The following is a 24,099-nucleotide window of genomic DNA, read 5'->3' as shown; positions in this document are numbered from 1 at the left end:
GCACGGCGATCCTTGACTGTTCGCATCGCCAGATGGCTGGCGTTTGCGCTGGCCGGATTGACGATCTTCCTCTTGGCAGGACTTGTCATACTGAACAGTTCGGCGGGGCATCGCTTCATCGCCGATCGCATCGAGAACCTGTCCCCTGAAAGCGGTCTCAAGATCCGCGTCGGGCGGATCGAAGGTTCGCTCTGGCGGCAACCGGTGGTACGCGACCTGCGATTTTCGGACCCCGGCGGCCAGTTTCTGACCGTCCGTGAAGCGCGGATAGACTGGCATCCGCTGGACTATCTCTGGCGCGGCCGGTTGACGATTGACCGGCTGCACATTCCTGATGCTGAGCTCAGCCGCTTGCCAAAGCTGCGGCCCGGGCCGCCCGACCAACCGATCCTGCCGGATTTTGATATCGTGATCGGTCAGGCGAAGGTTGACCGTCTGACCATCGCCGCGGGTGTTGCCGGGGCGCGGCGCGTCGCCACCATGGATGGCCGGGCCGACATAAGGTCAGGCAATGCCGATGTTCTGCTGGACTCCCGACTGATCGATGGCGGCGACCGTTTGCGGCTGGCGTTGATCGCAGCTCCGGACCGGGGCGACTTTGATGTGGATGCGGACATTGTCGCGCCACGCGGTGGAGTTCTGGCAACGATGGCAGGGCTCGACCGGGACCTGACCGGCGTGATCCGCGGCAAGGGCGACTGGCGGAACTGGCGCGGTGCCTTGTTGGCGGACAGCGGCGATGCTGCAGTGGCACGGCTGGTATTGGGCGCAACCAATGGTCGCTACACGGCCACCGGCCGGTTGCGCCCCGACCTGATCGCGGGCGGTGTGGTTCAGCGGCTGACTGCCGGGGGCGTCGCACTGGATGCGGCCGGCACCTTTGCCGATCGCCGCTGGGACGGCCGATTGGCGCTGGTGGCAGAGGGGTTGCGTTTGGACAGCGAAGGTCAGCTTGACCTTGGCAGGAATCGGTTCGCGGCGATGCGGATTGATGGCTGGTTGCGCCAGCCATCGGCGGTGCTGGAGGGGATGGCCGGACAGAATATGCAGCTCGCCCTGTTGCTCGACGGTGGCTTTCAGGCCCCGCGTTTCCGGTATCGGCTGACTGCGCCGTGGCTTTCCTTTGGACGCGTCCGGCTGTCCGGCCTGGAAGCCAGGGGGGAAGGCGCCGGAAATCGAACGGTCATGCAGGTTCCAGTCAACCTCAGCATGGCTTCCGCCACGGGCCTTGGTCCTCTGGCCGAAGGCATTGTGCGCAATCTCGAGGCTGATGGTGTTTTGGCGGTGCGCGACGGGATTGTGACGTCCGATCTGCTGCGGGTACGGTCCGATGGGCTGGACGGGCGCTTCACCCTGCTCGCCAATCTGCGCCGTGGGGACTATGCGCTCGGCTTTGATGGCACGCTGCCCGGGCTGGAAGTGCGCGGTTTGGGCAGGGTTGATCTTGCCTCCCGGTTGGATGCGCGTCGCGCCCAGGGTGGCGGCTTTACCCTCACCGGATCCGCCAGGGCGGCCCTGCGGCGTCTCGACAATGGCTTTCTGCGTGGTCTGACCGGTGGCTTGCCGACAGCGTCGAGTGGCATCCGGCTGGGTCCTGATGGCATCCTGCGGTTCGACAATGTGCGCATCACATCGCCCCTGCTGACGCTCACCGGATCGGGGCTGCGCCGTGCCGATGGCACATTCCAGCTGAGTGGCGCGGGTGCGCACCGCAGTTACGGCCCGGCAACCATCTCGCTTGATGGAGCGATTGACCGGCCGCGCCTCACCGTCCGCTTGCCCAGACCCTTGCCGGCGGCGCAATTGTCGGATGTCACGCTCAACCTGGTGCCGGCAGCGACCGGTTTCGACTTTGTCGCTGATGGCGGTTCCCTGCTCGGACCGTTTGAGGCGCGGGGCCAGATTTTGCTTCCGGCCAATCTGGGTGCCGTCATCGACATGCAGGGACTGGCCGTCGGCGGCACCACGGCACGCGGACGACTGGCGGTGGCCAATGGTGGCCTCGCCGGTCAATTGCTGGTGGCCGGCGGCGGGCTGGACGGCAGCATCATCCTCTCGGTGCCCGACGGTATCCAGCGCATGGTGGCCAATCTGACCGCCCGCGACGCCCGCTTCGCGGGACCTCCGCCGATTCTGATCCGGCGGGGACAAGTCAATGCCGTCATCCTCCTTGATCCGCGCGGGACGGATATTGACGCAACCTTTCAGGGCAGCGGCCTGCAACGTGGTGCGCTGTCGATTGCCCGCATTGCCGGCAATGCCCGGCTGGTCGATGGCGCGGGCATGGTGCGGGCCAGTCTGGCGGGCGCGCGGGGGCGCGATTTCAGCCTGCAGCTTACTGCACAGGTTGGCCGCAACCGGACAATAGTGCGTGGCCAGGGCACGCTGGACCGGCAGGCTATCCGACTTGCCCGGCCGGTGATCATTCATCGCGACGGCGCTGGCTGGCGACTGGAATCGAGCGAACTGAGCTATGGTGGTGGTCGGGTGCGGCTCTCCGGCAGGTTCGAGGATGGCGCTGTCGACGGGGAGGCTTCGCTCGACAACCTGCCGTTGTCGCTGCTCAATGTCGCCTGGCCCGATCTCGGTCTGGGTGGGCGTGCGAGTGGCCGTCTGATCTACCAGGCAGATGGCGCGGCGCCGACCGGGGAAGCGCAGTTACGACTGATCGGCCTTTCGCGATCGGGCCTGACGGAAAGCTCGGCACCGGTGGATGTCGCGCTCAATGCCGCCCTCTCTGAGAGCAGCTTTGCCGCGCGAGCCGTGGTGCGGCGGGGCGGCACGGTATTGGGCCGGGTGCAAGGGCGCGTCTCTCCCCTCGCCGACGGCGGGAATCTGATTGATCGAATCGCCCGGGCACCGCTGTTTGCGCAGGCGCGCTATACGGGCGAGGCCGGGACCCTGTGGCGACTGACCGGCATCGAAACGCTCGCCCTTTCGGGACCGCTCGAACTGGCGGCCGACATCGGCGGAACGCTGGCTGACCCAAGCATCCGTGGGGTGGTGCGCGCCCGGAACGCCCGCTTTGAAAGCTATCAGACCGGCACCATCGTCACCGGCATCAGTGCGGTTGGCCGCTTTGATGGTTCGCGCCTGCAACTGCGCAACATCAGCGGCCAGACACCCGGCGGCGGCACCATAACCGGTGGCGGCGACTTTGATCTGGCCGCCGCACGCGGCTTTGCCATCGACCTCCGGCTGGATGCCAACAATGCCTTGCTGGTTCAACGTGACGATCTGGTCGCGCGTGTTACCGGACCGGTGCGCATCGCCAGCGATGGCACGGGCGGCCTTGTTTCGGGTCGCTTGACCCTCAATCGCGGCAGCTTCCGGCTCGGCCGGGCGACCGAAGCAGAGGCCCTGCCGGTGATCAATGTGGTCGAAATCAACGCGCCGGCGGATCGGCCGGTGCCACGGGTGGCGATGGCGCCCTGGCGGCTCGATTTGCAGGTGCGCGGCCGCAACGGCTTTATCGTCACCGGCTTGGGTCTAGAAAGCGAATGGTCCACCGATATAGCAGTACGCGGCAATGTGGAGAATTTCGCCATTACCGGCGTCGCCAATCTGGTGCGGGGTGACTATAATTTTGCCGGTCGCCGGTTCGAGCTGGAAAGCGGCACCATCCGTTTTACCGGCTCGACCCCCGTTGACCCGGTTCTGGATATTGTTGCGGTCGACGACATTGCCGGCATTGATGCGAGCATCCGGGTACGCGGCACGGGCCTGAGACCTGAAATCACCTTTGCGTCCAATCCGCAACTGCCCGAGGATGAACTGCTGTCCCGTATCCTGTTCGGCGCGTCCATCACCGACATTTCGGTCACCGAAGCGGCCCAGCTGGGCGTCGCGCTGGCTTCGCTGCGCAGCGGCGGCGACGGGCTCGATCCGATCAACGCTATCCGTCGGGCGACCGGGCTGGACCGGTTGCGCATCCTGCCTGCAAACACCGAACTGGGCAGTGGCACCAGTGTCGCGGCGGGCAAATATGTGACGCGCCGGGTGTTCGTCGAGATCATAACCGACGGGCAGGGCTATAGCGCGACGCGCATAGAATATCAGATCACCCGCTGGCTTGCCTTGCTGGGCAGCGTGTCGACCATCGGTCAGGAAAGCGTCAATCTGAGGGTGAAGCGCGACTATTGATCAGCCCGCTGCTATGGCACCGCCGATGAGCGCCAGTGATTCCCCACCGATGCGGCCCAACCGCGCAGACATTGTCATTGTCGGCGGTGGGCTTGCGGGCGGATTGATTGCGCTGGCCCTCGCCCGCTGGCAGCCACAGCTGCATGTCGAGCTGGTCGATGGCGGTGAACATTTTGGCGGCAATCATGTCTGGTCCTTTTTCGCCAGCGATGTGTCGGGCGATGGTGCGGCGCTGCTCGAACCGCTGATCGCGGCGCGATGGGATGGTTATGATGTCGCCTTTCCGGCGCACAGCCGCACGCTCGCGACCGGCTATGCCAGCCTGACGGGGGAGAGGCTGGATGCCGAATTGCGCCACGTGCTTGGCGCGCGCGGGCGCACCGGTGTCGCGGTCACAGGTCTGACGCCGACCAGCGTCACCCTCGCCGATGGGCAGCAGATCGAGGCGGCCGCGGTGATCGACGCGCGCGGTGCCGGGCCAGAGGTTGCTGCCTATCGCGGCGGCTGGCAGAAATTTGTCGGCCAGATGCTGCACCTCTCGGCGCCACATGGCCTGACCCGCCCAATCGTCATGGATGCGACGGTCGAACAGATTGATGGCTATCGTTTTGTCTATGTCCTGCCGTTCGGGCCAGATCGGCTGTTTGTCGAGGACACCTATTACAGCGACACGTCCGACCTGGACCACGGCGCGCTCGCTGCCCGGATCGCCGACTATGCCGCCGCAAAGGGCTGGCAGATTGCGGCGGTCGAACGCGAGGAGAGCGGCGTGCTGCCGGTCGTCTCGGGCGGCGACTTTGACCGGGCATGGCCTTTGCAGGATGCTGTTGCGCGCGCCGGGGTGCGGGCCACCCTGTTCCACGCGACCACCGGCTATTCGCTGCCACAGGCGGTCGCGGTCGCGCTGGCAATTGCCCGCGATCCGACACCCGAAACGCTGGCCAGCCGCCTGAGGGCCATGGCAGCGGACAATTGGCGGCGCGGCGGATTTTACCGGTTGCTCGACACGATGCTGTTCGACGCGGCGGAGCCGGATCAGCGCTATCGTGTGCTGGAACGCTTCTATCGCCTCTCGCCTGGCCTGATCGAACGTTTCTATGCCGGAAAAACCGGCTGGCGCGACCGCATCCGCCTCTTGTCGGGCCGCCCGCCCGTCCCCATAACGGCTGCGGTACGCGCTATCCTGCGCGGCGGGTCATCGGACAATTTATGAACAAGACAGCGATCGTTATCGGATCGGGCTTTGGCGGGCTGGCACTCGCCATCCGCCTGCAATCGGCAGGCATTGCCACCACCGTCGTCGAGGCCCGCGACAAGCCGGGTGGCCGGGCCTATCACTGGAAACAGGATGGCTTCACCTTTGACGCCGGACCGACAGTGATCACCGATCCGCCCTGCCTCAGCGAGCTTTGGGCACTGTCGGGGGCCGACATGGCACAGGACGTCGAGCTGATGCCGGTCATGCCATTCTACCATCTCAACTGGCCCGATGGTTCGTCACTCGACTATTCTAATGATGATGCCGCCTTGCGCGCCGGCATCGCCCGGCTGAACCCGGATGATGTCGCGGGGTATGACAAGTTCCTCGACTATAGCGCAGGTGTTCATGAGGAAGGCTATGTGAAGCTCGGCGCGGTGCCGTTCCTCGACTTTGCCAGCATGATCCGCGCCGCGCCGGCGCTTGCCAAATATCAGGCCTGGCGCAGCGTCTATTCGATCGTCTCTTCCTATGTGAAGGATGAGCGGCTGCGGCAGGCGTTCAGCTTCCACACGCTGCTGGTCGGTGGCAATCCGATGAAGACCAGCGCCATTTATGCCCTGATCCACAAGCTCGAAAAGGATGGCGGCGTCTGGTTCGCGCGTGGCGGCACCAATGCGCTTATCGCCGGCATGGTGCGCCATTTCGAGAGGCTTGGCGGCGTGTTGCGCCTCGCCGATCCGGTGCGTGAAATCACCACCTCGGGCGACCGCGTGACCGGCGTGGTGACGCAAAGCGGCTGGAGTGCGACAGCGGATGCAGTCGCCACCAATGCCGACATCATGCACAGCTATCGTGACCTGCTCGGCACATCGGAGCGCGGCAGGAAGGCAGCCAAGGCACTGGCACGCAAGCGTTTCTCTCCTTCGCTGTTCGTCGTCCACTTCGGACTTAAGGGCGACTATCCCGACATTGCCCACCACAGCATCATCTTTGGCCCGCGCTACAAGGGCCTGCTCGACGATATATACGACAATGGCGTGCTGCCCCCCGACTTCTCGCTCTACCTCCACCACCCGACCGCGACCGACAAGGGCATGGCGCCCGAAGGCCATTCGACCTTCTATGCACTCGCGCCGGTCGGCCATATGGGCAAGCTCAAGATCGACTGGGAGACGCAGGGTGCAGCCTTTGCCCGCAGCATCATTGATGAGGTGGGCGCGCGCATGGGCATAGCTGATATCCACGACAAGGTGGTGACCCAGTTCCACTACACCCCGGCCGATTTCGGTGTTGATCTGAAAGCGCATCTCGGCAGCGCCTTCAGCCTTGAACCGCTGCTGACGCAAAGCGCCTGGTTCCGCACGCACAACCGTGATGATGTGCTGTCGAACCTCTATTTTGTCGGTGCGGGCACACACCCCGGTGCCGGCATCCCCGGCGTGGTGGGGAGCGCCAAGGCGACGGCGGGGCTGATGATTGCGGATCTGGCCTAGGCTATCTTTCGCTGCTGGCTGAGAGGGGACGTTGATGTCCCCTTTCGCAAAACGGCCGTCACCGGTAAGAGCGCTTGAGATCAAGCAATCCGAAAGCTTTCCCTTGAAACGCCTTGCCGTCTATTGTGGCTCTGCCACGCCCGCTGACCCCGCTTATGTCGAAACCGCCGCGCTGGTTGGCCGCACGCTCGCCGAGCGGGGGATTGGCGTTGTCTATGGCGGCGGGCGGCTGGGGCTGATGGGCGCGGTGGCGGATGCCGCGCTCGAAGCGGGCGGTGAAGTGATCGGCGTTATCCCCGAAGCACTGGTCGGCGCCGAAGTCGCCCATCGCGGCTGCACCGAACTGCATGTTGTCCCCGGCATGCATGAACGCAAAAAGGCGTTCACAGACCTTAGCGACGGGTTCGTCACCTTGCCCGGCGGCGTCGGCACGATGGATGAACTGTGGGAAGCGATCAGCTGGGCACAGTTGGGCTATCACCAGAAACCTGTCGGCTTGCTCAACAGCGGCGGTTTCTACGATCATCTCGTCACATTTTATCACCATATGGCGAATGTCGGCTTTGTCCGCCCGGCGCACAGCGGCATCATGATTGTCGAGCGGGAGCTGGAAGCACTGCTCGACGCAATGAGCCGATATGTGCCGCACCGGACTATCTTTGCGATGAAGGCCGACGATCTGTGAGTGCGCCTGCCGCCTATGACCGGGCGGCCCTCGTCGCCTTTGCCCGGGAGAGCATTGCGCGCGGTTCCAAAAGTTTTGGCGCGGCCAGCCAGTTGTTCGACTCGCGTACCCGTGATCGCGCGCAATTGCTCTATGCCTGGTGCCGCGCCTGTGACGATATTGCCGATGGGCAGGATCATGGCGGGGAGATGCGCGTCAGCGGCGGCATGGCGATTGATGATCTGCCCACCGACACCGAAGCGCTTGAGCGGGTCGGCGAAATCCACCGACTGACCGATCTCGCCTACGCCGGGGAGCCGACCGGCAACCCGGCCTTCGACTGTCTAGGTGTGCTCCTGCTGGAATGCCCTGTTCCGCGCCGCTTTGCCGACGCGCTGTTGCAGGGTTTTGATCGTGATGCCGCCGGCTGGTATCCCCGCTCGGAGGCCGACCTGTTCAGCTATTGCTGGAACGTCGCCGGCTCGGTTGGCTGCATGATGGCGGTTGTCATGGGCGTCGATCCGGCGGACGAGGACACGCTGGACCGCGCTTGCGACCTTGGCCTTGCCTTCCAGCTGGCCAATATTGCCCGCGACGTGGCGGAGGATGCGGCGGCGGACCGTTGTTACCTGCCGGAGGAGTGGCTGGTTGAAATGGACATTCCGCCCGGCGCGCACATGCACCCGGCATGGCGGCACCGCATTGCCATCATCGCCAAATGGCTGGCCGAATTTGTCGACATGTATGAGGCGAGCGCGCGGATCGGTGCGGCCCGCCTGCCGCTGCGCTCGCGCTGGGCCATTCTGTCGGCCGCCGGCATCTATGGCGACATCGCCCGCAAGGTGCATGCGGCGGGGGACCATGCCTGGGACCATCGCATCAGCACCAGCAAGGGCGAGAAGCTGGCGCATATCGCCCGTGCCGCCTGGCACGCTTTGCGGCCCCCACCCCCGTCGCCCGAAGCGCTGAGCCGCACCGGCCTGTGGACCCGGCCGCGCGATTGAGGCGAGGCTTTGGCTATCGACCTGCCATCGCGGCCAGTCTATCGCAGGGGCAACAGCGCATAAGCTGACGGACAGGGAGCGGGGAACAGCATGGATATCGACACGCTGACGGCCTGGTTCGGCACGCTGCCTGCGACACTTCTCGCGAACTGGATGGAAGTGACTGCCGTTTGTCTGGGTGTCGCCAACATCATCCTGCTCGTCCGCCGCAGCATCTGGAACTTCCCGGTCGGGATGGTCATGGTGCTGCTCTATTTCGAGATTTTCCGGGAGGCCCGCCTCTATTCGGACATGCTCTTGCAAATCTTTTTCCTCGCCGTGCAGGCGTGGGGGTGGATTGTCTGGCATCGCGCTGGCGGCATGGACGGCCCGATCGAGGTGCAGCGCCTCTCCAATGCCGAACGCGCGGCCTGGGTAGGCGGCACCATAGTGGCCACACTCGTCTGGGGCTGGGGGATGCACCGCTTTACTGACGCCGCCGCACCCTGGTGGGACGCTGCGGTCGCGATGGGCAGCATCGCCTCGCAAATTCTGCTCACCCGCCGAGCCATCGAAAATTGGGTCGGCTGGATCATCGTCGATGCCTTTGCCATCAGCCTCTATGCCAATCGCGGGCTTGGCCTGACGGCGGGCCTTTATGTCCTGTTCCTGATTCTCAGCATCATCGGCCTCGTCCAGTGGCTGCGGGCGGAGGAGGAGGCGCGTTCGCGCCCTGCTGACCCGCTCGCATGAACAGGGGGCTGATTGTCATCGCCGGGGCGGAAAGCACTGGCAAAAGCGCGTTGGCCGCCGCGCTGGCAGCGCATTTCGCTGTGCCATGGGTCGATGAATATGCCCGCGACTATTGCGCCCGTCATGGCAATGACCTGTCCGCTGCACAATTGCTCCACGTCGCCCGCGAACAGGACCGGTTGATCCGCGATGCGCTGCTTGGCGCGCCATTGGTGATTGCTGATACCGATGCGGTGGTTACCGCCGTCTGGGCCGGCCTGTCGGGTGAAGCGGTCGATGGCTGGTATGCCGATGGCCCGGTGGCGGCCGATCTCTACCTCGTCCTCGCCAATGATCTGCCGTGGGAGGATGACGGGGTGCGCGTGCAGCGCGACCCGGCGGCGCGGGACGCATTCCGGGCAGCCATGATCGCCGAACTTGACCGGCGCGGGCTTCGCTGGCTCCCTGTCGCCGGTGAGGGGAAGGCGCGCTTGCACAGTGCCCTTGCGGCCCTCGCCACCACGGTGGATGACAGTCGCCCGCCGCCCTGCTAACGGCGCCGTCATGACTGACCTTTCACTCATCCGCAATTTCTCGATCATCGCGCACATCGACCATGGCAAGTCGACGCTGGCTGACCGGCTCATCCAGCAAACTGGTGGCCTGACCGAACGCGAAATGACGAGCCAGGTCCTCGATAACATGGATATCGAGAAGGAACGCGGCATCACCATCAAGGCGCAGACCGTGCGCCTGTCCTACACCGCCAAGGACGGGCAGACCTATCAGCTCAACCTGATGGACACGCCGGGCCACGTCGATTTCGCTTATGAAGTGTCGCGCAGCCTCGCCGCCTGCGAAGGCGCGCTGCTCGTCGTCGATGCGGCGCAGGGGGTAGAGGCACAGACGCTCGCCAACGTGTATCAGTCGATCGAGCATGACCATGAAATTGTGCCGGTAATCAACAAGATCGACCTGCCGGCGGCGGACGTCGACAAGGTCAAGGCGGAAATAGAGGATATCATCGGCCTGCCCGCCGACGATGCCGTGCTGGCCAGCGCCAAGTCAGGCATCGGCATTGCCGAGACGCTCGAAGCCATTGTTACCCGCATCCCGCCGCCCAAGGGCGACCGTGAGGCGCCGCTGACCGCCATGCTGGTCGACAGCTGGTACGACCCCTATCTCGGCGTCGTCATCCTCGTCCGGGTGATGAATGGCGTCATCAAAAAGGGCCAGCAGATCAAGTTCATGCAGGCGGGCACCACCCACCTCATTGACCGGGTTGGCTGCATGACGCCCAAGATCGAGCATCTCCCTGAACTGGGACCGGGCGAAATCGGCTTCATCACCGCCCAGATCAAGGACGTCGCACAGGCCCGCGTCGGTGACACCATCACCGATGCCAAGCGCCCCGCCGACGCGCCGCTGCCCGGCTTCAAGGAAGTGCAGCCGGTCGTCTTCTGCGGCCTGTTCCCGACCGACGCCGCCGATTTCGAGAAATTGCGCGAAAGCATCAGCAAGCTGCGCCTCAACGATGCCAGCTTCTCGTTCGAGATGGAAAGCTCCGCTGCGCTCGGCTTTGGCTTCCGCTGTGGCTTCCTCGGCCTGTTGCACCTTGAGATCATCCAGGAGCGGCTCACCCGCGAATATGACCTCGACCTCATCACCACTGCGCCGTCAGTGGTGTACAAGCTGAAACTCGGCAAATCCAAGAATGAGGATGCCAAGGAGATTGAGCTCCACAATCCGGCCGACATGCCCGACCCGAACCGGATCGAGGAGATTGAGGAGCCGTGGATCGAGGCGACCATCTATTGCCCCGACGAATATCTCGGCTCCATACTGAAACTGTGTCAGGACCGGCGCGGCATCCAGAAACAGCTGACCTATGTCGGTGGCCGTGCACAGGTCGTCTATGAACTGCCGCTCAACGAAGTGGTGTTCGATTTCTATGACCGGCTGAAAAGCATCAGCCGCGGTTACGCCAGCTTTGACTATCACCAAATCGGCCACCGCCCCGGTGACCTCGTCAAGATGAGCATCATGGTCAATGGCGATCCGGTCGACGCCCTGTCGATGATCGTCCACCGCGGCAGCGCCGAAAGCCGCGGCCGCGGCATGTGCGAACGGCTCAAGGACCTGATCCCCCGCCACCTGTTCAAAATCCCGATCCAGGCCGCGATCGGCGGCAAGGTGATCGCCCGCGAAACCATTGCCGCCATGCGCAAGGACGTCACCGCCAAATGCTATGGCGGCGACATCACCCGCAAAAAGAAGCTGCTGGAAAAGCAGAAAGAAGGCAAAAAGAAGATGCGGGAATATGGCAACGTCAACATCCCGCAAGAGGCCTTTATCGCGGCGTTGCGGATGGGGGAGGAGTAGCGTCCAACCGTCATTGCCGATAACATTGGGAAATGACCAAAGGCGTATTTCTGCATCGAAGCGATTCGATTTATCAGGACCAGCCTGACAGCCACTATCAGTTTCCATCGTCTTATCTGTCGCGTGCAAGTCAATGTGTTGGCGACTGGATCATCTATCTGGAGCCGACAAAGGCTGGCAAGCGGGGTTATCATGCGGTTGCGCGGGTCCAGCAGATCATTCCCGACCCAACGCTGGACGATATGTTCATAGCCATGATCGAGCCGGGTACTTATCTGGACTTTGATCGCGAGGTGCCTTTTCGCGACGTTGACGGTTACCCTGAACGAGGCGTCCTAAATGGCGAAGGCAGAATTTCCGGCCGAGCACAGTCCGCGATGCGCCCCATTTCAGACGCTGACTTCAACCGAATTGTCTCCAGGGGCCTGCTCGATCAAGACGAGCTGTTGCCACGTACGGGCAGCTACGCTGCTCACCAAGTGAGAGAAGAGGCGGCACCTTTTCTATTCGAACAGGAACGAGACCGGGTGCCGCTGCTGACCAACCGTGTCGTTCGCGACCGCGTGTTCCGCAGCAAGGTGCTCCAAGCTTACGACAGCACCTGCGCATTCACTGGCCTGAAATTCATCAATGGCGGTGGTCGCGCTGAAGCTGAGGCGGCCCACATCAGGCCTGTCGAGCACAACGGTCCGGACATTGTGAACAATGGCATCGCTTTGTCTGGAACTGTGCATTGGATGTTCGACCGGGGTTTGCTGTCATTGACTGATGACCTTGAGATCCTCGTGTCTCGCGGCGTCAACGATAAGGACGGCATCCGGCAACTTATCAACCAGTCAGGCAGGGCTAAGGTGCCGATTGAAGCCTACATGCGTCCGCATCCCCGCTTCCTGCAATGGCATCGTGAGAATTGCTTCAAGGGGTGAGGCATCCCGCTCCCCCCTCATACGTTACCCCGCGCATGAATGGACCGCTCGAATGCTATGCCGCCATCTCCGGCATTATCGCCGCTTTCATTACTGCCGGGCATGCCGGTCGCCCGATCAGCGGCGGCGCGGGCGTGCCGCTGCCTGCAGCCGCTGCACGGCGGCGAGCGTTTCGCGGACATGGTCGTTGGGGTTCATGTCATTATGGACCATGGCGATGGTGCCATCGCGCGCGATGACATAGCTGGTGCGCGTCGTCATGCCGGGGCGCAGCGACACGTCATAGCCGCTGATGATCTCGGCGCTGGCCGACGCCATGGGAAAGGCGCTGCGGCATTCCTCGGTCGAGAAACGGGCGAGCGTGTCGACATCATCGCCCGACATGCCGATCACCGTCGCGCCGGCGGCGCGGAATTGCGGCATCGCCTCGGCAAAGGCGCGGCTTTCGATGGTGCAGCCCGAAGTGAAGGCGCGCGGGAAGAAATAGAGCACCACCGGCCCGCGGCGCAGCGCATTGCGCAGGCTGACCGTCATGCGGCGGCCGCCCTGTGCGCCGGGGGCGGAAAAATCGGGCGCGCGCTGTCCTTGCGCCAGCGTTGCTGATGCGGGGGAGGCTGAGGCGAGAGCGGCGCCGGTCATCGCCAGCGCGGCGGCGAGCGACAGGGCCATCGGGCGGCGGATCAGGGTGGAAAGGCGCATGGACGGGGGCTCCTCGCAAAATGGGCGTTTGCGATGGCCTTAGCGCGTCGCACCCTGGCTGTCTGCCCTCAGCCGTGACAGCCTGTCCGCGAAGGCTCCGTCAGAACACCGGGTCTTCGCTGCCGTCGGGCGCGGGGGGCAGGGGGGTGACTTCGCCGTGCAGGCCGCATTCGGTCTTGTCCCAGCCGCGCCAGCGCCCGGCGCGCGGGTCCTCGCCCGGTTGCACTTTGGACGTGCAGGGCGCGCAGCCGATCGAGGGGTAACCCTGTGCCACCAGCGGATGCGGCGGCAGCCCGCGCTCGGCGACATAGGCGTCAAGCTCGGCCTTGGTCCAGCTCGCCAGCGGATTGACCTTGAGCCGCGCCGTGTCGCCATCAATCTCGAAGTGCGGCAGGTTGGCCCGGGTCGCCGACTGGAATGCCTTGCGCCCGCTGATCGTCGCGTCATAGCCGGCCAGCGCCCTTTCGAGCGGCCGCACCTTGCGGATCTCGCAACAGCCGTCGGGGTCATAGGACCAGCGCAGACCCTTGTCGTCCTGTGTCGCCAGCTCCGCCGCGTCGGGGTGGATGGTGATGAAGTTGGTGAGGCCGATATGCGCCACCAGCGTGTCGCGATAGGCCAGCGTTTCGGGGAAATGCTTGCCGGTGTCGAGGAACAGCACCGGCGTTGACGGGTCGATCCGCGCGACAAGGTCGAGCAGGATCGCGCTTTCGGCGCCAAAGCTGGAGACGAGGGCGATTTCACCAGCCAGCCGGTCAACCAGCACTGCCCTGAGCACATCCTGCGGCGCGCTGCCGCGATGCATGTTGTTGAGGCGGATGACGTCGTGCGCGGTGGCGCGCGGCGGCAGGTCGATCCGGTCGACCGCACGCACCGCCGCCTTGGCGTCCGTCGTCAGCGCCGGGTCAGCCATGACGATGCTTCCACACCGGCGCATTGGCGTCGGCCGCTGCCTGATAGACATGCGGGAAACGGTTGAGCGCACGGCTGACCGCCTCGGCATCGATCGGCGCACGCGGGGCAAAGCTGTCAAAGCCACAGCGCACCATCAGCGGCACCTGATCGGTCAGCACATCGCCCTCGGCGCGCAGCTCACCCTTGTAACCCGCCTCGCGCAGTATGCGGGCCGACGAATAGCCGCGCCCGTCGCGGAATGCCGGAAAGGCGACCTCGACCAGCGCGATCCGGTCCAGATGCGGCAACAGCGCGCGCGCATCATCGGCGGGCTCGATCCGGACGGCGGTGGCATTGGTGGTGCCGAGGAAATCGGCCAGCGCCACGACCGGCGCGCTCACCGGCGCTTCGTCACGGAAAAACAATGTGGTGACGAGGTCAACCATAGACCGCCTCCTTGAAAGGTTCCATGCCGACGCGGCGATAGGTGTCGAGGAAGCGTTCGCCCTCGTTGCGGATGTCGCGATAGCGTTCGACGACCTTTTCGACGGCATCGACAACGCCATCCTCGTCAAAGCCCGGCCCCATGATCTTGCCGATCGACACATCCTCCGCGCCCGATCCGCCGAGCAGCAGCTGGTAATTTTCGGTGCCCTTGCGGTCGACGCCAAGGATGCCGATGTGGCCCGCGTGGTGGTGGCCACAGGCGTTGATGCAGCCCGAAATCTTGAGCTTCAGCTCGCCAATGTCGCGCTGGCGCTCGGCATCGGCAAAGCGCTGCGCGATCTTCTGCGCGACCGGGATCGAGCGGGCGTTGGCGAGGCTGCAATAATCGAGGCCGGGGCAGGCGATGATATCGCTGACCAGATCGACATTGGCCGAGGCCAGGCCCGCCGCGACCAGCGCGTCATAAACCTTGCGCAGATCACCGATGAAGACATGCGGCAGGACAATGTTCTGGGCGTGGGTCACGCGCAGCTCGTCCTGGCTGTATTGCTCGGCGAGGTCGGCCAGCACGTCGATTTGCGCCGATGACGCATCGCCCGGAATCTCGCCGACAGCTTTCAGGCTGACGGTGACCACCGAATAGCCCATCACCTTGTGATCGACGGTGTTCTGCTGCAGCCAGGCGAGGAACGCCGGGTCGCTGTTGTCGATGTGGATGTCGGGCTCGGGCGTCAGATCGGGCCCGGCGAAGAAGGCGGCGATGCGATCAAACTCCGCACGCGGCGGGTCGATGCCCAGCGTCTTCACATGGGCGAATTCCTCCGCCACTTCGGCCTTGTACGTGTCCGCGCCCAGCTCGTGGATCAGGATCTTGATACGCGCCTTGTACGCATTGTCGCGGCGGCCATAGCGGTTGTAGACGCGCAGGCACGCCTCGACATAGCTCAGCAGGTCCTCGAGCGGGACAAACTCGCCAATCAGCGGGGCGATCATCGGCGTGCGGCCCATGCCGCCACCCACATAAACCTCTGCGCCGTGCACCCCGTCGCGTTCGACAATGCGGATGCCGATGTCGTGCAGCCGCATCGCCGCCCGGTCTTCCTCCGCCGCGATCACCGCAATCTTGAACTTGCGCGGCAGATAGCTGAACTCGGGGTGGAAGCTTGACCATTGGCGCAGCAATTCGGCCCAGGGGCGCGGATCGGTCAGCTCATCCTTGGCGGCTCCGGCGAACTGGTCGGAACTGATGTTGCGGATGCAATTGCCGCTGGTCTGGATGGCATGCATCTCGACACTGGCCAGGTCAGCGAGGATGTCGGGCGCGTCCTCCAGCTTGATCCAGTTGTACTGGATATTCTGGCGGGTGGTGAAGTGCCCGTAATCCTTGTCATATTTGCGCGCGATATGCGCCAGCATCCGCATCTGCCGGCTGTTCAGCGTGCCATAGGGAATGGCAACGCGCAGCATATAGGCGTGCAGCTGGAGGTAGAGGCCGTTCATCAGCCGCAGCGGCTTGAACTGGTCCTCGGTCATCTCACCGGCCATGCGGCGCTGCACCTGGTCGCGGAATTCCTCGACGCGGGCATCGACGATCGATTGGTCGAATTTGTCATATTGGTACATGGTCAGGCGATCCACTGTTGGGCGGCGGCGTCTCCGGCGCGCAGCGACAGGTCGAGGCGAACGGTCGGGCCAACGGCGCGGACCCGGTCCTTGATGTGCAGCGGGCGCGGCCCTTCGGGCGTCGCCTCGGCATCGACGACATAGGCGGCATTGACCCGGCGCGCGGCATCCTCGGCGGCGATGATCGCGTCCGCGCCGTCACCCACATCGACCGCATCGGCGATGCTGTACGACCAGCCCGTGCCGGTCCACCACGTCACCCGGCCATCGGCCAGATCATTTCCGGTTATGATTTTCATTGCAGAGCATCTGCCTGTTGCTTGAGGAGTTTGAGGGAATCGATGCTGTTGCCGCGCCGCGCGACATCGCCGATGACCAGCAGCGCCGGGCTCTTGACCCGTTCCCGCGCCACCATCCCACCAAGGTCGGCGAGCAGGCTGCGATACGCCTTGAAAGAAGAGCGCCCGCCCGATTGCAGCACCGCCACCGGCAGGGCAGGGTCAACGCCATCGGCGATCAGCTTGTCGGCAATGTCGTTCGCGGTGGCGACGCCCATGTAAATCACCAGCGTCCGGCCATGTCCGGCAAGGCCCGACCAGTCCTGATCGGTCAAACCCTTGCACTGGCCGGCGACAAAGGTCACCGCGCTGGCGCTCTCACGATGGGTCAGCGGCATTTGCGCCTGTGCGGCACAGGCCATGGCGGCGCTGATCCCGGGGACGACCTCGACCGGCACACCGGCGGCGTCACAGGCTTCCGCCTCTTCGCCGCCGCGGCCGAAAATGAAGGGATCGCCGCCCTTCAGCCGCACGACATCACGCCCGGCCAGCGCCTCGCTGACCAACAGGGCGTTGATATCCTCCTGCGCCATCGAATGGCGGCTGCGCTGCTTGGCGACCGAGATCAGCCGCGCATCAGGCCGCGCCATGGCAAGCACTTCGCCATCAACCAGCCCGTCATGCACGATGACTTCCGCCGCCGCGACGAGCCGCGCCGCCCGCACAGTCATCAGGTCCGCCGCACCGGGACCAGCGCCGACCAGCCACACCTTGCCGATGCGCGGCGCGCCTGATTCAAGAGGAGAAAGGTCTGCCATGCTGGCCATGTGGCGCGGCAGGCAGGGGAAGCCAAATCAGGAGTCCTTGGGGGCGTGATAGCGGGACTATTGGCAGGGGAAGTGTCGGTAGGGCGTCCAAGTCCTGTCCCCCCTGCGCAGACAGGGGGTCCATCTCCCGCGCTTTCGGTTTGCGCTGCGTTGATGTCTGGCAAGAGGCTGTCGCATGGCCCCGCCCGCTGCGGTGAACACAGGATCAGGTGATGGACCCATGCCTACGCAGGAGAATACCTCAATACTCGTTGGCCAACCCGATCCCGATTGTCGCTCTCGGGGCGTCGGCTTCGCTCGATGACACTGGATAGGCGCAATAATCCGCTGCATAATAGGCGCTGGGCCGGTGGTTGCCCGACAGGCCGACGCCGCCAAATGGTTGGTTGGAGGCGGCGCCATTGGTCGGCTTGTTCCAGTTGATCACCCCGGCGCGAACATTGGCCCAGAAGGTGTCATAGTCCTTTGCATTGCCGCCGATCAGCGAGGCGGAGAGGCCATAGGCGGTGGCGTTGGCCTCGGCGATGGCGGCATCGAAATCGGGGACGCGGACGACTTGCAACAGGGGACCGAACAGTTCGACATCGGGCCGTTCGGCAATGTTGGTGATGTCAACGATGCCCGGCGTCAGGAACGGCAGGCGCTCGTCGGGCCGGGTCATGAAGCGGATTGCCGTGCCGCCGTTGGAGATGAGATAAAGGAAACTCTCCATCAGCCCGTCGGCGGTGTCATTGTCGATCACCGGGCCCATATAGGGCTGTGGCTCGTCATGCGGCGCACCGACGATCAGCCGGTCGGTCAGCTTCCTGACCGCTTCGAGCAACGGCTGTGCCAGCTCTTCCTTGACGATCAGGCGGCGGGCGTTGGAACAGCGCTGCCCGGCGGAGAGAAAGGCCGACTGGACGATCAGCGTGGCGGCATTGGTCATGTCCGCCGTGTCCCAGGCGACAATCGGATTGTTGCCGCCCATTTCCAGCGCGACGATGCGGTCGGGCCGGGCGGCGAGCGCGCGGTTGATGGCGATGCCGGCGCGGGCGGAGCCGGTGAACAGCACCCCGTCAATATCGCGGTGGACGACCAGCGCCTTGCCCTCTTCCGGACCGCCCTGCACGATCCGGACGACACCCTCGGGGATGCCGGCCTCGCGATAGAGGTTGATCAGCATTTCGCCGACTGCCGGGGTCTTTTCCGACGGCTTGAACACCACCGCATTGCCGGCGAGCAGCGCCGGGATCATGTGACCGTTGGGCAGGTGCGCCGGGAAATTATAGGGGCCGAGCACCGCCAGCACGCCGTGCGGCTTGTGGCGGACGGCGGTGCGGCTGCCCATCGCGCCCTCGCTGCGCCGCTGGGCGGTCCGCTCGGCATAGGATTTCATCGAAATGTCGACCTTGTTGGCGACACTTTCGACCTCGGTCCGGGCCTCCCACAGTGGCTTGCCGGTTTCGCGGGCGATCAGTTCGGCCAGCGGCTCGCCATTGGCCTTGAGCCGCTCGGCAAAGCGTTTCAGCAGGTCAACGCGCTTGGCAAAGGCGAGCGCCGCCCATTCCGGCCATGCCTCGCGCGCGGCGGCCACTTCGGCATCGACGTCGCCGTGTGTCCCGCGCCACAATTCCGCGCCGGTTGCCGGTTCGACCGAAATCAGTTCGCTGCTCATGCCCACTCCGGAAGCGCTCAGTCAGCGGTCATGCGGGCATGGTCCGTGGCTGGCAACATCGTCTTTGCCGACCTTCCTTAAGCGGAGAAGGTAAAATTGGCAAAACCACCGGTGAATTTTTGTTGCGCGGGTAACCGGATGGGGTGGGCCGGCCAGGAAAGCCCGCGCCGCGAGCGTCAGCGCGCCTCCCCGCGCAGGGCCGCGCCCATCGCCCGGACCGCGTCAACCTTGGCGTAGAGCGGGGCCCAGTCATCGGCTTCGGCAATCGGCGCCCACAGCGCCTCTACCTCCTCAATGCTCATCGACTGCGGCGGGACCGTCTCCCACCAGGCACCCCGGGTCGCGCTGCGTCCCGCCAGCGCCGCGATCATCGCCGCGCGTTCGGGCGTGTCGGGGCCATCGGGGATGCGGCCGCCGCCCCAGTCGACATGGAAATTGTCGATCCGCCCGCCCTCGGCCCGCATCAGCCGTTCTGCCGCCAGTACCAGGTCCCGGTCGGCCTCCGCCCCGGTGGAGGACACCCCCAGCCGCCAGCAAAATAGGTCCGAAATGGACCTTTCATAGGCCGGGGCATAGGCTGAAAGTGCCTCTACCTGGGCCTCTACATTGGCGATCAGACGCAGCGAAACCACCAGCTGCCCGACATCCCAATGGATCACCTGTGCCTGCCGCCCAAAGGCATAAAGCCCCTGCTGGTCAAAATAGGCGGCGACAAAGGCCGGGTCCCACTGCTGCGTGAAGCGCCAGGGCCCATAGTCGAAACTTTCGCCGCTGATGTTGATATTGTCGGTGTTGAGCACGCCATGGACAAAACCGGCGACCATGTAGCTCGCCGCCATCCGCGCACAACGTTCGGCCGAAAAGCGCACCAGCCGCATCGCAGCCTCATCGACCGGCAGCGCCGCTGCCTCATCCGCCTCGATCCCGACATAATGGGTGAGGGCGTAGCGCAACAGCCGTTCCATCTCCTGCGGCCGGTCAAGCGCCGCGAGCCTCTGGAAACTGCCGACGCGGATATGCCCGTGGCTCATCCGCACCAGCACCGCCGAGCGGGTCGGCGACGGCTCGTCGCCCCGGTGCAACTGCTCCCCGGTCTCGATGATCGAGAATGTCCGGCTGGTCTCGACACCCAGCGCTTCGAGCATTTCGGTCGCCAGCAGCTCGCGCACCGCGCCCTTGAGCGTCAGCCGCCCGTCACCAAAGCGGCTGTAAGGCGTCTGCCCCGACCCTTTGGTGCCCAGATCAATCAGGCGCCCGCGGTCATCGCGCATCTGTGCGAACAGAAACCCCCGTCCGTCGCCGAGATCAGGATTGTAGGTGCCGAACTGGTGCCCATGATAACGTAGCGCCAGCGGTTGCGGCAGATTGTCACCCAAGGGCACGAACAGCCCGAAATGCTGGACCCATGCCATATCGTCCATCGCGTCAAGGCCGACTTGCGCGGCTGCACGGTCGTTCCGCCAGCGCAGTTGGTGGGCAGGAAATGCCGCCGCAACGACCGGGTCGCCAATGAAATCAGCGATGTCGTTGATGGCGGGATCGGGGTGATAGGCAAAAGCTTGCGTCAAAGGGGTCATGGCGCGATATGCTAGAGGCTATGGTACAAGGTGCAAGCGCAGCGACTGAAACATACACCCGACATCCGCGCAAGGGCGTCGACTGGACCGATCATTATTGGTGGTCGTCCGACGGCATTCGCCTCCACGCGCGGCTCTATGACCATCGCACCGATCGGGACCAGGCCGCCATGCCGCTGCTTTGCATTCCCGGTCTGACCCGGAATGCCAGGGATTTTGAGCAACTCGCTCCACATCTCGCCGCCACCCGCCCAGTCTATGCCATTAACCTGCGGGGACGGGGAGATAGCGGCTATGCCAAGGACGCAATGACGTACACGCCGCTGACCTATGTGCAGGACGTTCTGGCGTTGCTCGACGATATTGGGGCGCATCGGGCCATGCTGGTGGGGACCTCGCTGGGCGGTCTTGTGACAATGTTGTTGAGTGCCATGCGCCCAGGTCTGATTGCAGGCGCTGTCTTGAATGATATCGGTCCCGAAATTGAGCCTGCCGGGCTGGATCGAATTCGCGGTTATGTTGGGCAAGCCAGCAGCTATCCGACTTGGGTGCATTGCGCCCGTGCCATCGCCGCCACCAATGCTGCTGTCTATCCTGACTGGACGTTGCAACAATGGATCGTGGCTGTGAAGCGATCCCACAAGATCACTCCGGAGGGCGTGATCGTCGCTGACTATGATGCGAACATCGCGCAGCCATTCAAACTGCCGGGGGGTGAGGCCGGTGTTGATCTATGGCCAGCTTTTGAAGGTCTTTCGCATACGCCAACGCTGATTGTTCGGGGGGCATTGTCGGACATTCTGGGGGCGGATTCCGCTGTCAAGATGGCGGCTCGCCTTACACAGGGCAAGCTGGTTACCATACCGGGTGTTGGTCATGCGCCAACGTTGGATGAAGTCGAGGCGGTCGTGGCGATTGACGCCTTTGTTGGCGGTATCGCCGAATGACAAGCCAGCCGCGGCCGGCCATTCTTCATTGCCATTCGACTTTTTCGTTGGGTGGCAAGGAAGCGAGAGCCGTGCGCTTGATGAACATATTTGGCGACCGCGTGCGCCATACCATCTTGTCGGCGATGCCTGATCAAATGGGTGCCAGAAAGGCGATAGAACCTCATGTTTCGGTCGACTTTCCCGACGAGGTCCGGGCGCCCGCCCTGTATGGAAAACCTGACCCGGCGCGATATCTGGCTCTTGGCCGCTATTTCCAGAATTTCGACCTGATCCTCACCTACAATTGGGGAGCCATGGATGCAGTGATGGCGCATCGGCTGTTGGCTCCCGTCATGAAGCTGCCACCCCTGATCCACCATGAAGATGGTTTCAACGCGGATGAGAGTGAGCGCTTCAACTGGAAGCGAAGCCTTTTCCGTCGGGTCGCCCTGCCAACCGCGCGGAGTGTGGTTGTGCCCAGCCAATTGCTGGAGGCGATCGTCAGGCGTGAATGGGGAAGCCATCTGCCGGTTACCCGCATTTCCAATGGCATTCGTGTGGACGACTATGCCGTCAAGCCATTGCCGGACGTCATTCCCGGCTTTGCCCGTGTCTCGGGGGATGTGGTGGTTGGCACCATTGCGGGTTTGCGTGCAGTCAAGGATCTGCCGTTGCTTGTTGAAGCACTAGCCTTGACCCCACCCCATATCCGGCTGGTGATCGCCGGTGATGGCCCCGAACGCTCGGCGATCAAGGCCCGTGCCGATGCGCTTGGTGTCGCAGATCGCCTGTTCATGCCTGGTTTCATGAGCCAGCCTGCGTCCTTTGTTGGCCTGTTCGATATGATGGCCTTGTCGTCATTGTCCGAACAACAGCCCATTGCCGTGATGGAGGCCATGGCAGCAGGGCTGGCCGTGGTGGCTCCGCCGGTGGGCGATGCGCGCCTGATGGTCGCGCCGTCCAATCTGCCATTCATTGTGGAACGGACAGCGAAGGATCTTGCCGGTGCCATCATGCGCTTGGCCAATGATGCTTCGCTGCGCCGGTCGATCGGTTTGGACAATCGCCGCAAGGCCCTAGCCGAGTTTGATGAGGGCGGGATGGTGTCCCGCTATGCGCGCCTTTATGGACATGTGATGGCCCATCCCGGCCTGTTTGCAGGACTGTAAAAAAGGGCGCGCATTTTCCGGTGCGCCGATTATAGGCGGACAGGGAAGTGTGGGGGGCATAAGTGGGAGTGGATTCGTTGTTCAAGGGGTTGAGGCCTATCGTCTATGGCGGGCGCGAGGTGTGGCCATTGATTGAAGGCGGCAAGGGTGTCGCAGCAACCAATCATATGAGTTCGGGCGCATGGGCGGCCGCAGGCGGCATCGGCACGATCAGCGCGGTCAACGCGGACAGCTATGATCCGACTGGCAAGATCATCCCTCAGGTGTTTGCCGGCATGACCCGACGCGAGCGGCACGATGAACTGATCGCTTATGGCATACGCGGAGCGGTAGCTCAGATTGAGCGCGCTCATGAGATTGCGAATGGCAAAGGCGCTATCAATATCAACGTCTTGTGGGAAATGGGCGGGTCCCAGCCTATCCTGCATGGTATCCTTGAGCAGGTGGGTGACAAGGTCACTGGCGTTACCTGCGGCGCAGGGATGCCTTACAAGCTCAGCGAAATTGCTGCCAAATATGGCGTCCATTATCTGCCGATCGTGTCATCAGCCCGAGCGTTTAGGGCGCTGTGGAAGCGAGCCTATTCCAAGGTTCCGGAATGGCTGGGCGCGGTAGTCTATGAGGACCCGTGGCTCGCTGGCGGTCACAATGGCCTGTCCAACGCCGAAGACCCGCTGAAGCCGGAGGACCCCTATCCCCGCGTCAAGGCGCTGCGCGATGTCATGCGCGCCGAAGGGGTTTCCGATAGCGTGCCGATTGTCATGGCTGGTGGAGTCTGGTGCCTGCGCGAATGGAATGACTGGATCGACAATCCGGAATTGGGCCAGATTGCCTTCCAATTTGGTACCCGTCCGTTGCTGACCCAGGAAAGCCCGATTCCGCAAGGATGGAAAGATGCTTTGCGAACAATTGAACCCGGCGATGTGTTGCTGCACAAATTCTCTCCAACCGGATTCTATTCATCGGCGGTGAAGACCCCATTCCTTCTCCGTCTGCAGGCTCGCAGTGAGAGGCAGATTCCGTTTGGCAAGGCGGAGTCGCCGGAGACGCCTGTAAGGCTGGAAGCTGACCGGAAGAAATATTGGGTCAGCCAAGAGAGTCAGGATGCAGCGCAGCGCTGGATCGCTCAGGGCTACACTTCGGCACTGAAGACACCTGACGACACGCTGGTCTTTGTTGACCCGGCGGAAAAGGAACAGATCCACACCGATCAGACGGAATGCATGGGCTGCCTTTCCCATTGCGGCTTTTCGTCATGGAAGGACCATGATGATTACACCACGGGGCGATTGGCTGATCCGCGCAGTTTCTGTATCCAGAAAACCTTGCAGGACATCGCCCATGGCGGACCGGTGGACGATAATCTGATGTTCGCTGGCCACTCGGCTTACCGGTTCAAGCAGGATCCCTTCTACTCGAACAACTTTACCCCGACGGTTCAGCAGTTGATTGACCGGATACTGACCGGCGACTGA

20 protein-coding genes are annotated in these 24,099 nt (G+C 63.6%); 12 read left to right on the top strand and 8 right to left on the bottom strand.

Annotated features, from left to right (window positions below):
* Positions 1–12 precede the first annotated feature (12 nt).
* From GV829_RS03340 to GV829_RS03300, 9 genes are all read left to right on the top strand, one after another.
* Positions 13–4,143, top strand: a complete 4,131-nt coding sequence (locus tag GV829_RS03340) for a translocation/assembly module TamB domain-containing protein (protein ID WP_169943815.1) — start codon at positions 13–15, stop codon at positions 4,141–4,143.
* A gap of 25 nt (positions 4,144–4,168) precedes the next feature.
* Complete coding sequence (gene crtY / locus GV829_RS03335; RefSeq protein ID WP_169943814.1) at positions 4,169–5,356, top strand: lycopene beta-cyclase CrtY; 1,188 nt, start codon at positions 4,169–4,171, stop codon at positions 5,354–5,356.
* On the top strand, positions 5,353–6,837 hold the full coding sequence (locus tag GV829_RS03330; protein WP_169943813.1) for a phytoene desaturase: 1,485 nt from the start codon (positions 5,353–5,355) through the stop codon (positions 6,835–6,837). Before crtY ends, GV829_RS03330 begins: the two co-directional genes overlap by 4 nt.
* Before the next feature lie 103 nt (positions 6,838–6,940).
* Positions 6,941–7,522, top strand: a complete 582-nt coding sequence (locus tag GV829_RS03325) for an LOG family protein (protein WP_169943812.1) — start codon at positions 6,941–6,943, stop codon at positions 7,520–7,522.
* Positions 7,519–8,505, top strand: coding sequence for a phytoene/squalene synthase family protein (locus tag GV829_RS03320; protein WP_169943811.1), 987 nt, complete (start codon positions 7,519–7,521; stop codon positions 8,503–8,505). The genes GV829_RS03325 and GV829_RS03320 overlap by 4 nt, the downstream gene beginning before the upstream one ends.
* Positions 8,506–8,595: 90 nt before the next feature.
* Complete coding sequence (gene pnuC, locus GV829_RS03315; RefSeq protein WP_246203001.1) at positions 8,596–9,237, top strand: nicotinamide riboside transporter PnuC; 642 nt, start codon at positions 8,596–8,598, stop codon at positions 9,235–9,237.
* On the top strand, positions 9,234–9,770 hold the full coding sequence (locus GV829_RS03310) for an AAA family ATPase (protein ID WP_169943810.1): 537 nt from the start codon (positions 9,234–9,236) through the stop codon (positions 9,768–9,770). The genes pnuC and GV829_RS03310 overlap by 4 nt, the downstream gene beginning before the upstream one ends.
* A 10-nt stretch (positions 9,771–9,780) precedes the next feature.
* Complete coding sequence (gene lepA, locus GV829_RS03305) at positions 9,781–11,598, top strand: translation elongation factor 4 (protein ID WP_169943809.1); 1,818 nt, start codon at positions 9,781–9,783, stop codon at positions 11,596–11,598.
* Between the two features lie 32 nt (positions 11,599–11,630).
* Positions 11,631–12,524, top strand: a complete 894-nt coding sequence (locus tag GV829_RS03300) for an HNH endonuclease (RefSeq protein WP_169943808.1) — start codon at positions 11,631–11,633, stop codon at positions 12,522–12,524.
* A 117-nt stretch (positions 12,525–12,641) separates the two neighbouring features.
* Here GV829_RS03300 and GV829_RS03295 read toward each other — a convergent pair whose 3' ends face one another.
* From GV829_RS03295 to GV829_RS03260, 8 genes are all read right to left on the bottom strand, one after another.
* Positions 12,642–13,223 (bottom strand): peroxiredoxin, encoded by a 582-nt coding sequence (locus GV829_RS03295; protein WP_425505437.1) that lies wholly within the window; start codon positions 13,221–13,223, stop codon positions 12,642–12,644.
* Between the two features lie 100 nt (positions 13,224–13,323).
* A complete protein-coding gene (locus GV829_RS03290) occupies positions 13,324–14,136 on the bottom strand; it encodes a phosphoadenylyl-sulfate reductase (RefSeq protein ID WP_169943807.1) in 813 nt (270 codons plus the stop codon).
* Positions 14,129–14,563 carry a DUF934 domain-containing protein gene (locus tag GV829_RS03285; RefSeq protein ID WP_169943806.1) on the bottom strand — a complete coding sequence of 145 codons (435 nt, stop codon included), beginning with the start codon at positions 14,561–14,563 and terminating at the stop codon, positions 14,129–14,131. The genes GV829_RS03290 and GV829_RS03285 overlap by 8 nt, the downstream gene beginning before the upstream one ends.
* Positions 14,556–16,187 carry a nitrite/sulfite reductase gene (locus GV829_RS03280; RefSeq protein WP_169947899.1) on the bottom strand — a complete coding sequence of 544 codons (1,632 nt, stop codon included), beginning with the start codon at positions 16,185–16,187 and terminating at the stop codon, positions 14,556–14,558. The genes GV829_RS03285 and GV829_RS03280 overlap by 8 nt, the downstream gene beginning before the upstream one ends.
* A 2-nt stretch (positions 16,188–16,189) precedes the next feature.
* Positions 16,190–16,486, bottom strand: coding sequence for a DUF2849 domain-containing protein (locus GV829_RS03275; protein ID WP_169943805.1), 297 nt, complete (start codon positions 16,484–16,486; stop codon positions 16,190–16,192).
* Positions 16,483–17,283 (bottom strand): uroporphyrinogen-III C-methyltransferase, encoded by an 801-nt coding sequence (cobA, locus tag GV829_RS03270; RefSeq protein ID WP_425505436.1) that lies wholly within the window; start codon positions 17,281–17,283, stop codon positions 16,483–16,485. Before cobA ends, GV829_RS03275 begins: the two co-directional genes overlap by 4 nt.
* Positions 17,284–17,533: 250 nt before the next feature.
* The gene (astD, locus tag GV829_RS03265; RefSeq protein WP_169943803.1) at positions 17,534–18,949 is read right to left on the bottom strand and encodes a succinylglutamate-semialdehyde dehydrogenase; all 1,416 of its coding nucleotides are present in this window, start codon (positions 18,947–18,949) and stop codon (positions 17,534–17,536) included.
* Between the two features lie 176 nt (positions 18,950–19,125).
* Positions 19,126–20,526: a protein adenylyltransferase SelO family protein gene (locus GV829_RS03260; RefSeq protein WP_169943802.1), complete on the bottom strand. Its 1,401-nt coding sequence runs from the start codon at positions 20,524–20,526 to the stop codon at positions 19,126–19,128.
* Between the two features lie 20 nt (positions 20,527–20,546).
* On the opposite strand from GV829_RS03260, the gene GV829_RS03255 reads away from it, so the two are divergent.
* The 3 genes from GV829_RS03255 to GV829_RS03245 all read left to right on the top strand — a co-directional run bounded on the left by GV829_RS03255 (position 20,547) and on the right by GV829_RS03245 (position 24,099).
* Entirely contained in the window at positions 20,547–21,473 is a 927-nt protein-coding gene (locus GV829_RS03255) for an alpha/beta fold hydrolase (RefSeq protein ID WP_169943801.1), read from the top strand.
* Positions 21,474–21,553: 80 nt separating this feature from the next.
* Positions 21,554–22,624 carry a glycosyltransferase gene (locus tag GV829_RS03250; protein ID WP_246203139.1) on the top strand — a complete coding sequence of 357 codons (1,071 nt, stop codon included), beginning with the start codon at positions 21,554–21,556 and terminating at the stop codon, positions 22,622–22,624.
* Between the two features lie 77 nt (positions 22,625–22,701).
* The gene (locus GV829_RS03245) at positions 22,702–24,099 is read left to right on the top strand and encodes an NAD(P)H-dependent flavin oxidoreductase (RefSeq protein ID WP_169947897.1); all 1,398 of its coding nucleotides are present in this window, start codon (positions 22,702–22,704) and stop codon (positions 24,097–24,099) included.

It is taken from the genome of Sphingomonas lacunae (assembly GCF_012979535.1).
Lineage (GTDB): Bacteria > Pseudomonadota > Alphaproteobacteria > Sphingomonadales > Sphingomonadaceae > Sphingopyxis > Sphingopyxis lacunae.
Note: the sequence above shows the minus strand (reverse complement) of the source record. Positions and strands in the feature narration are given on the sequence as shown.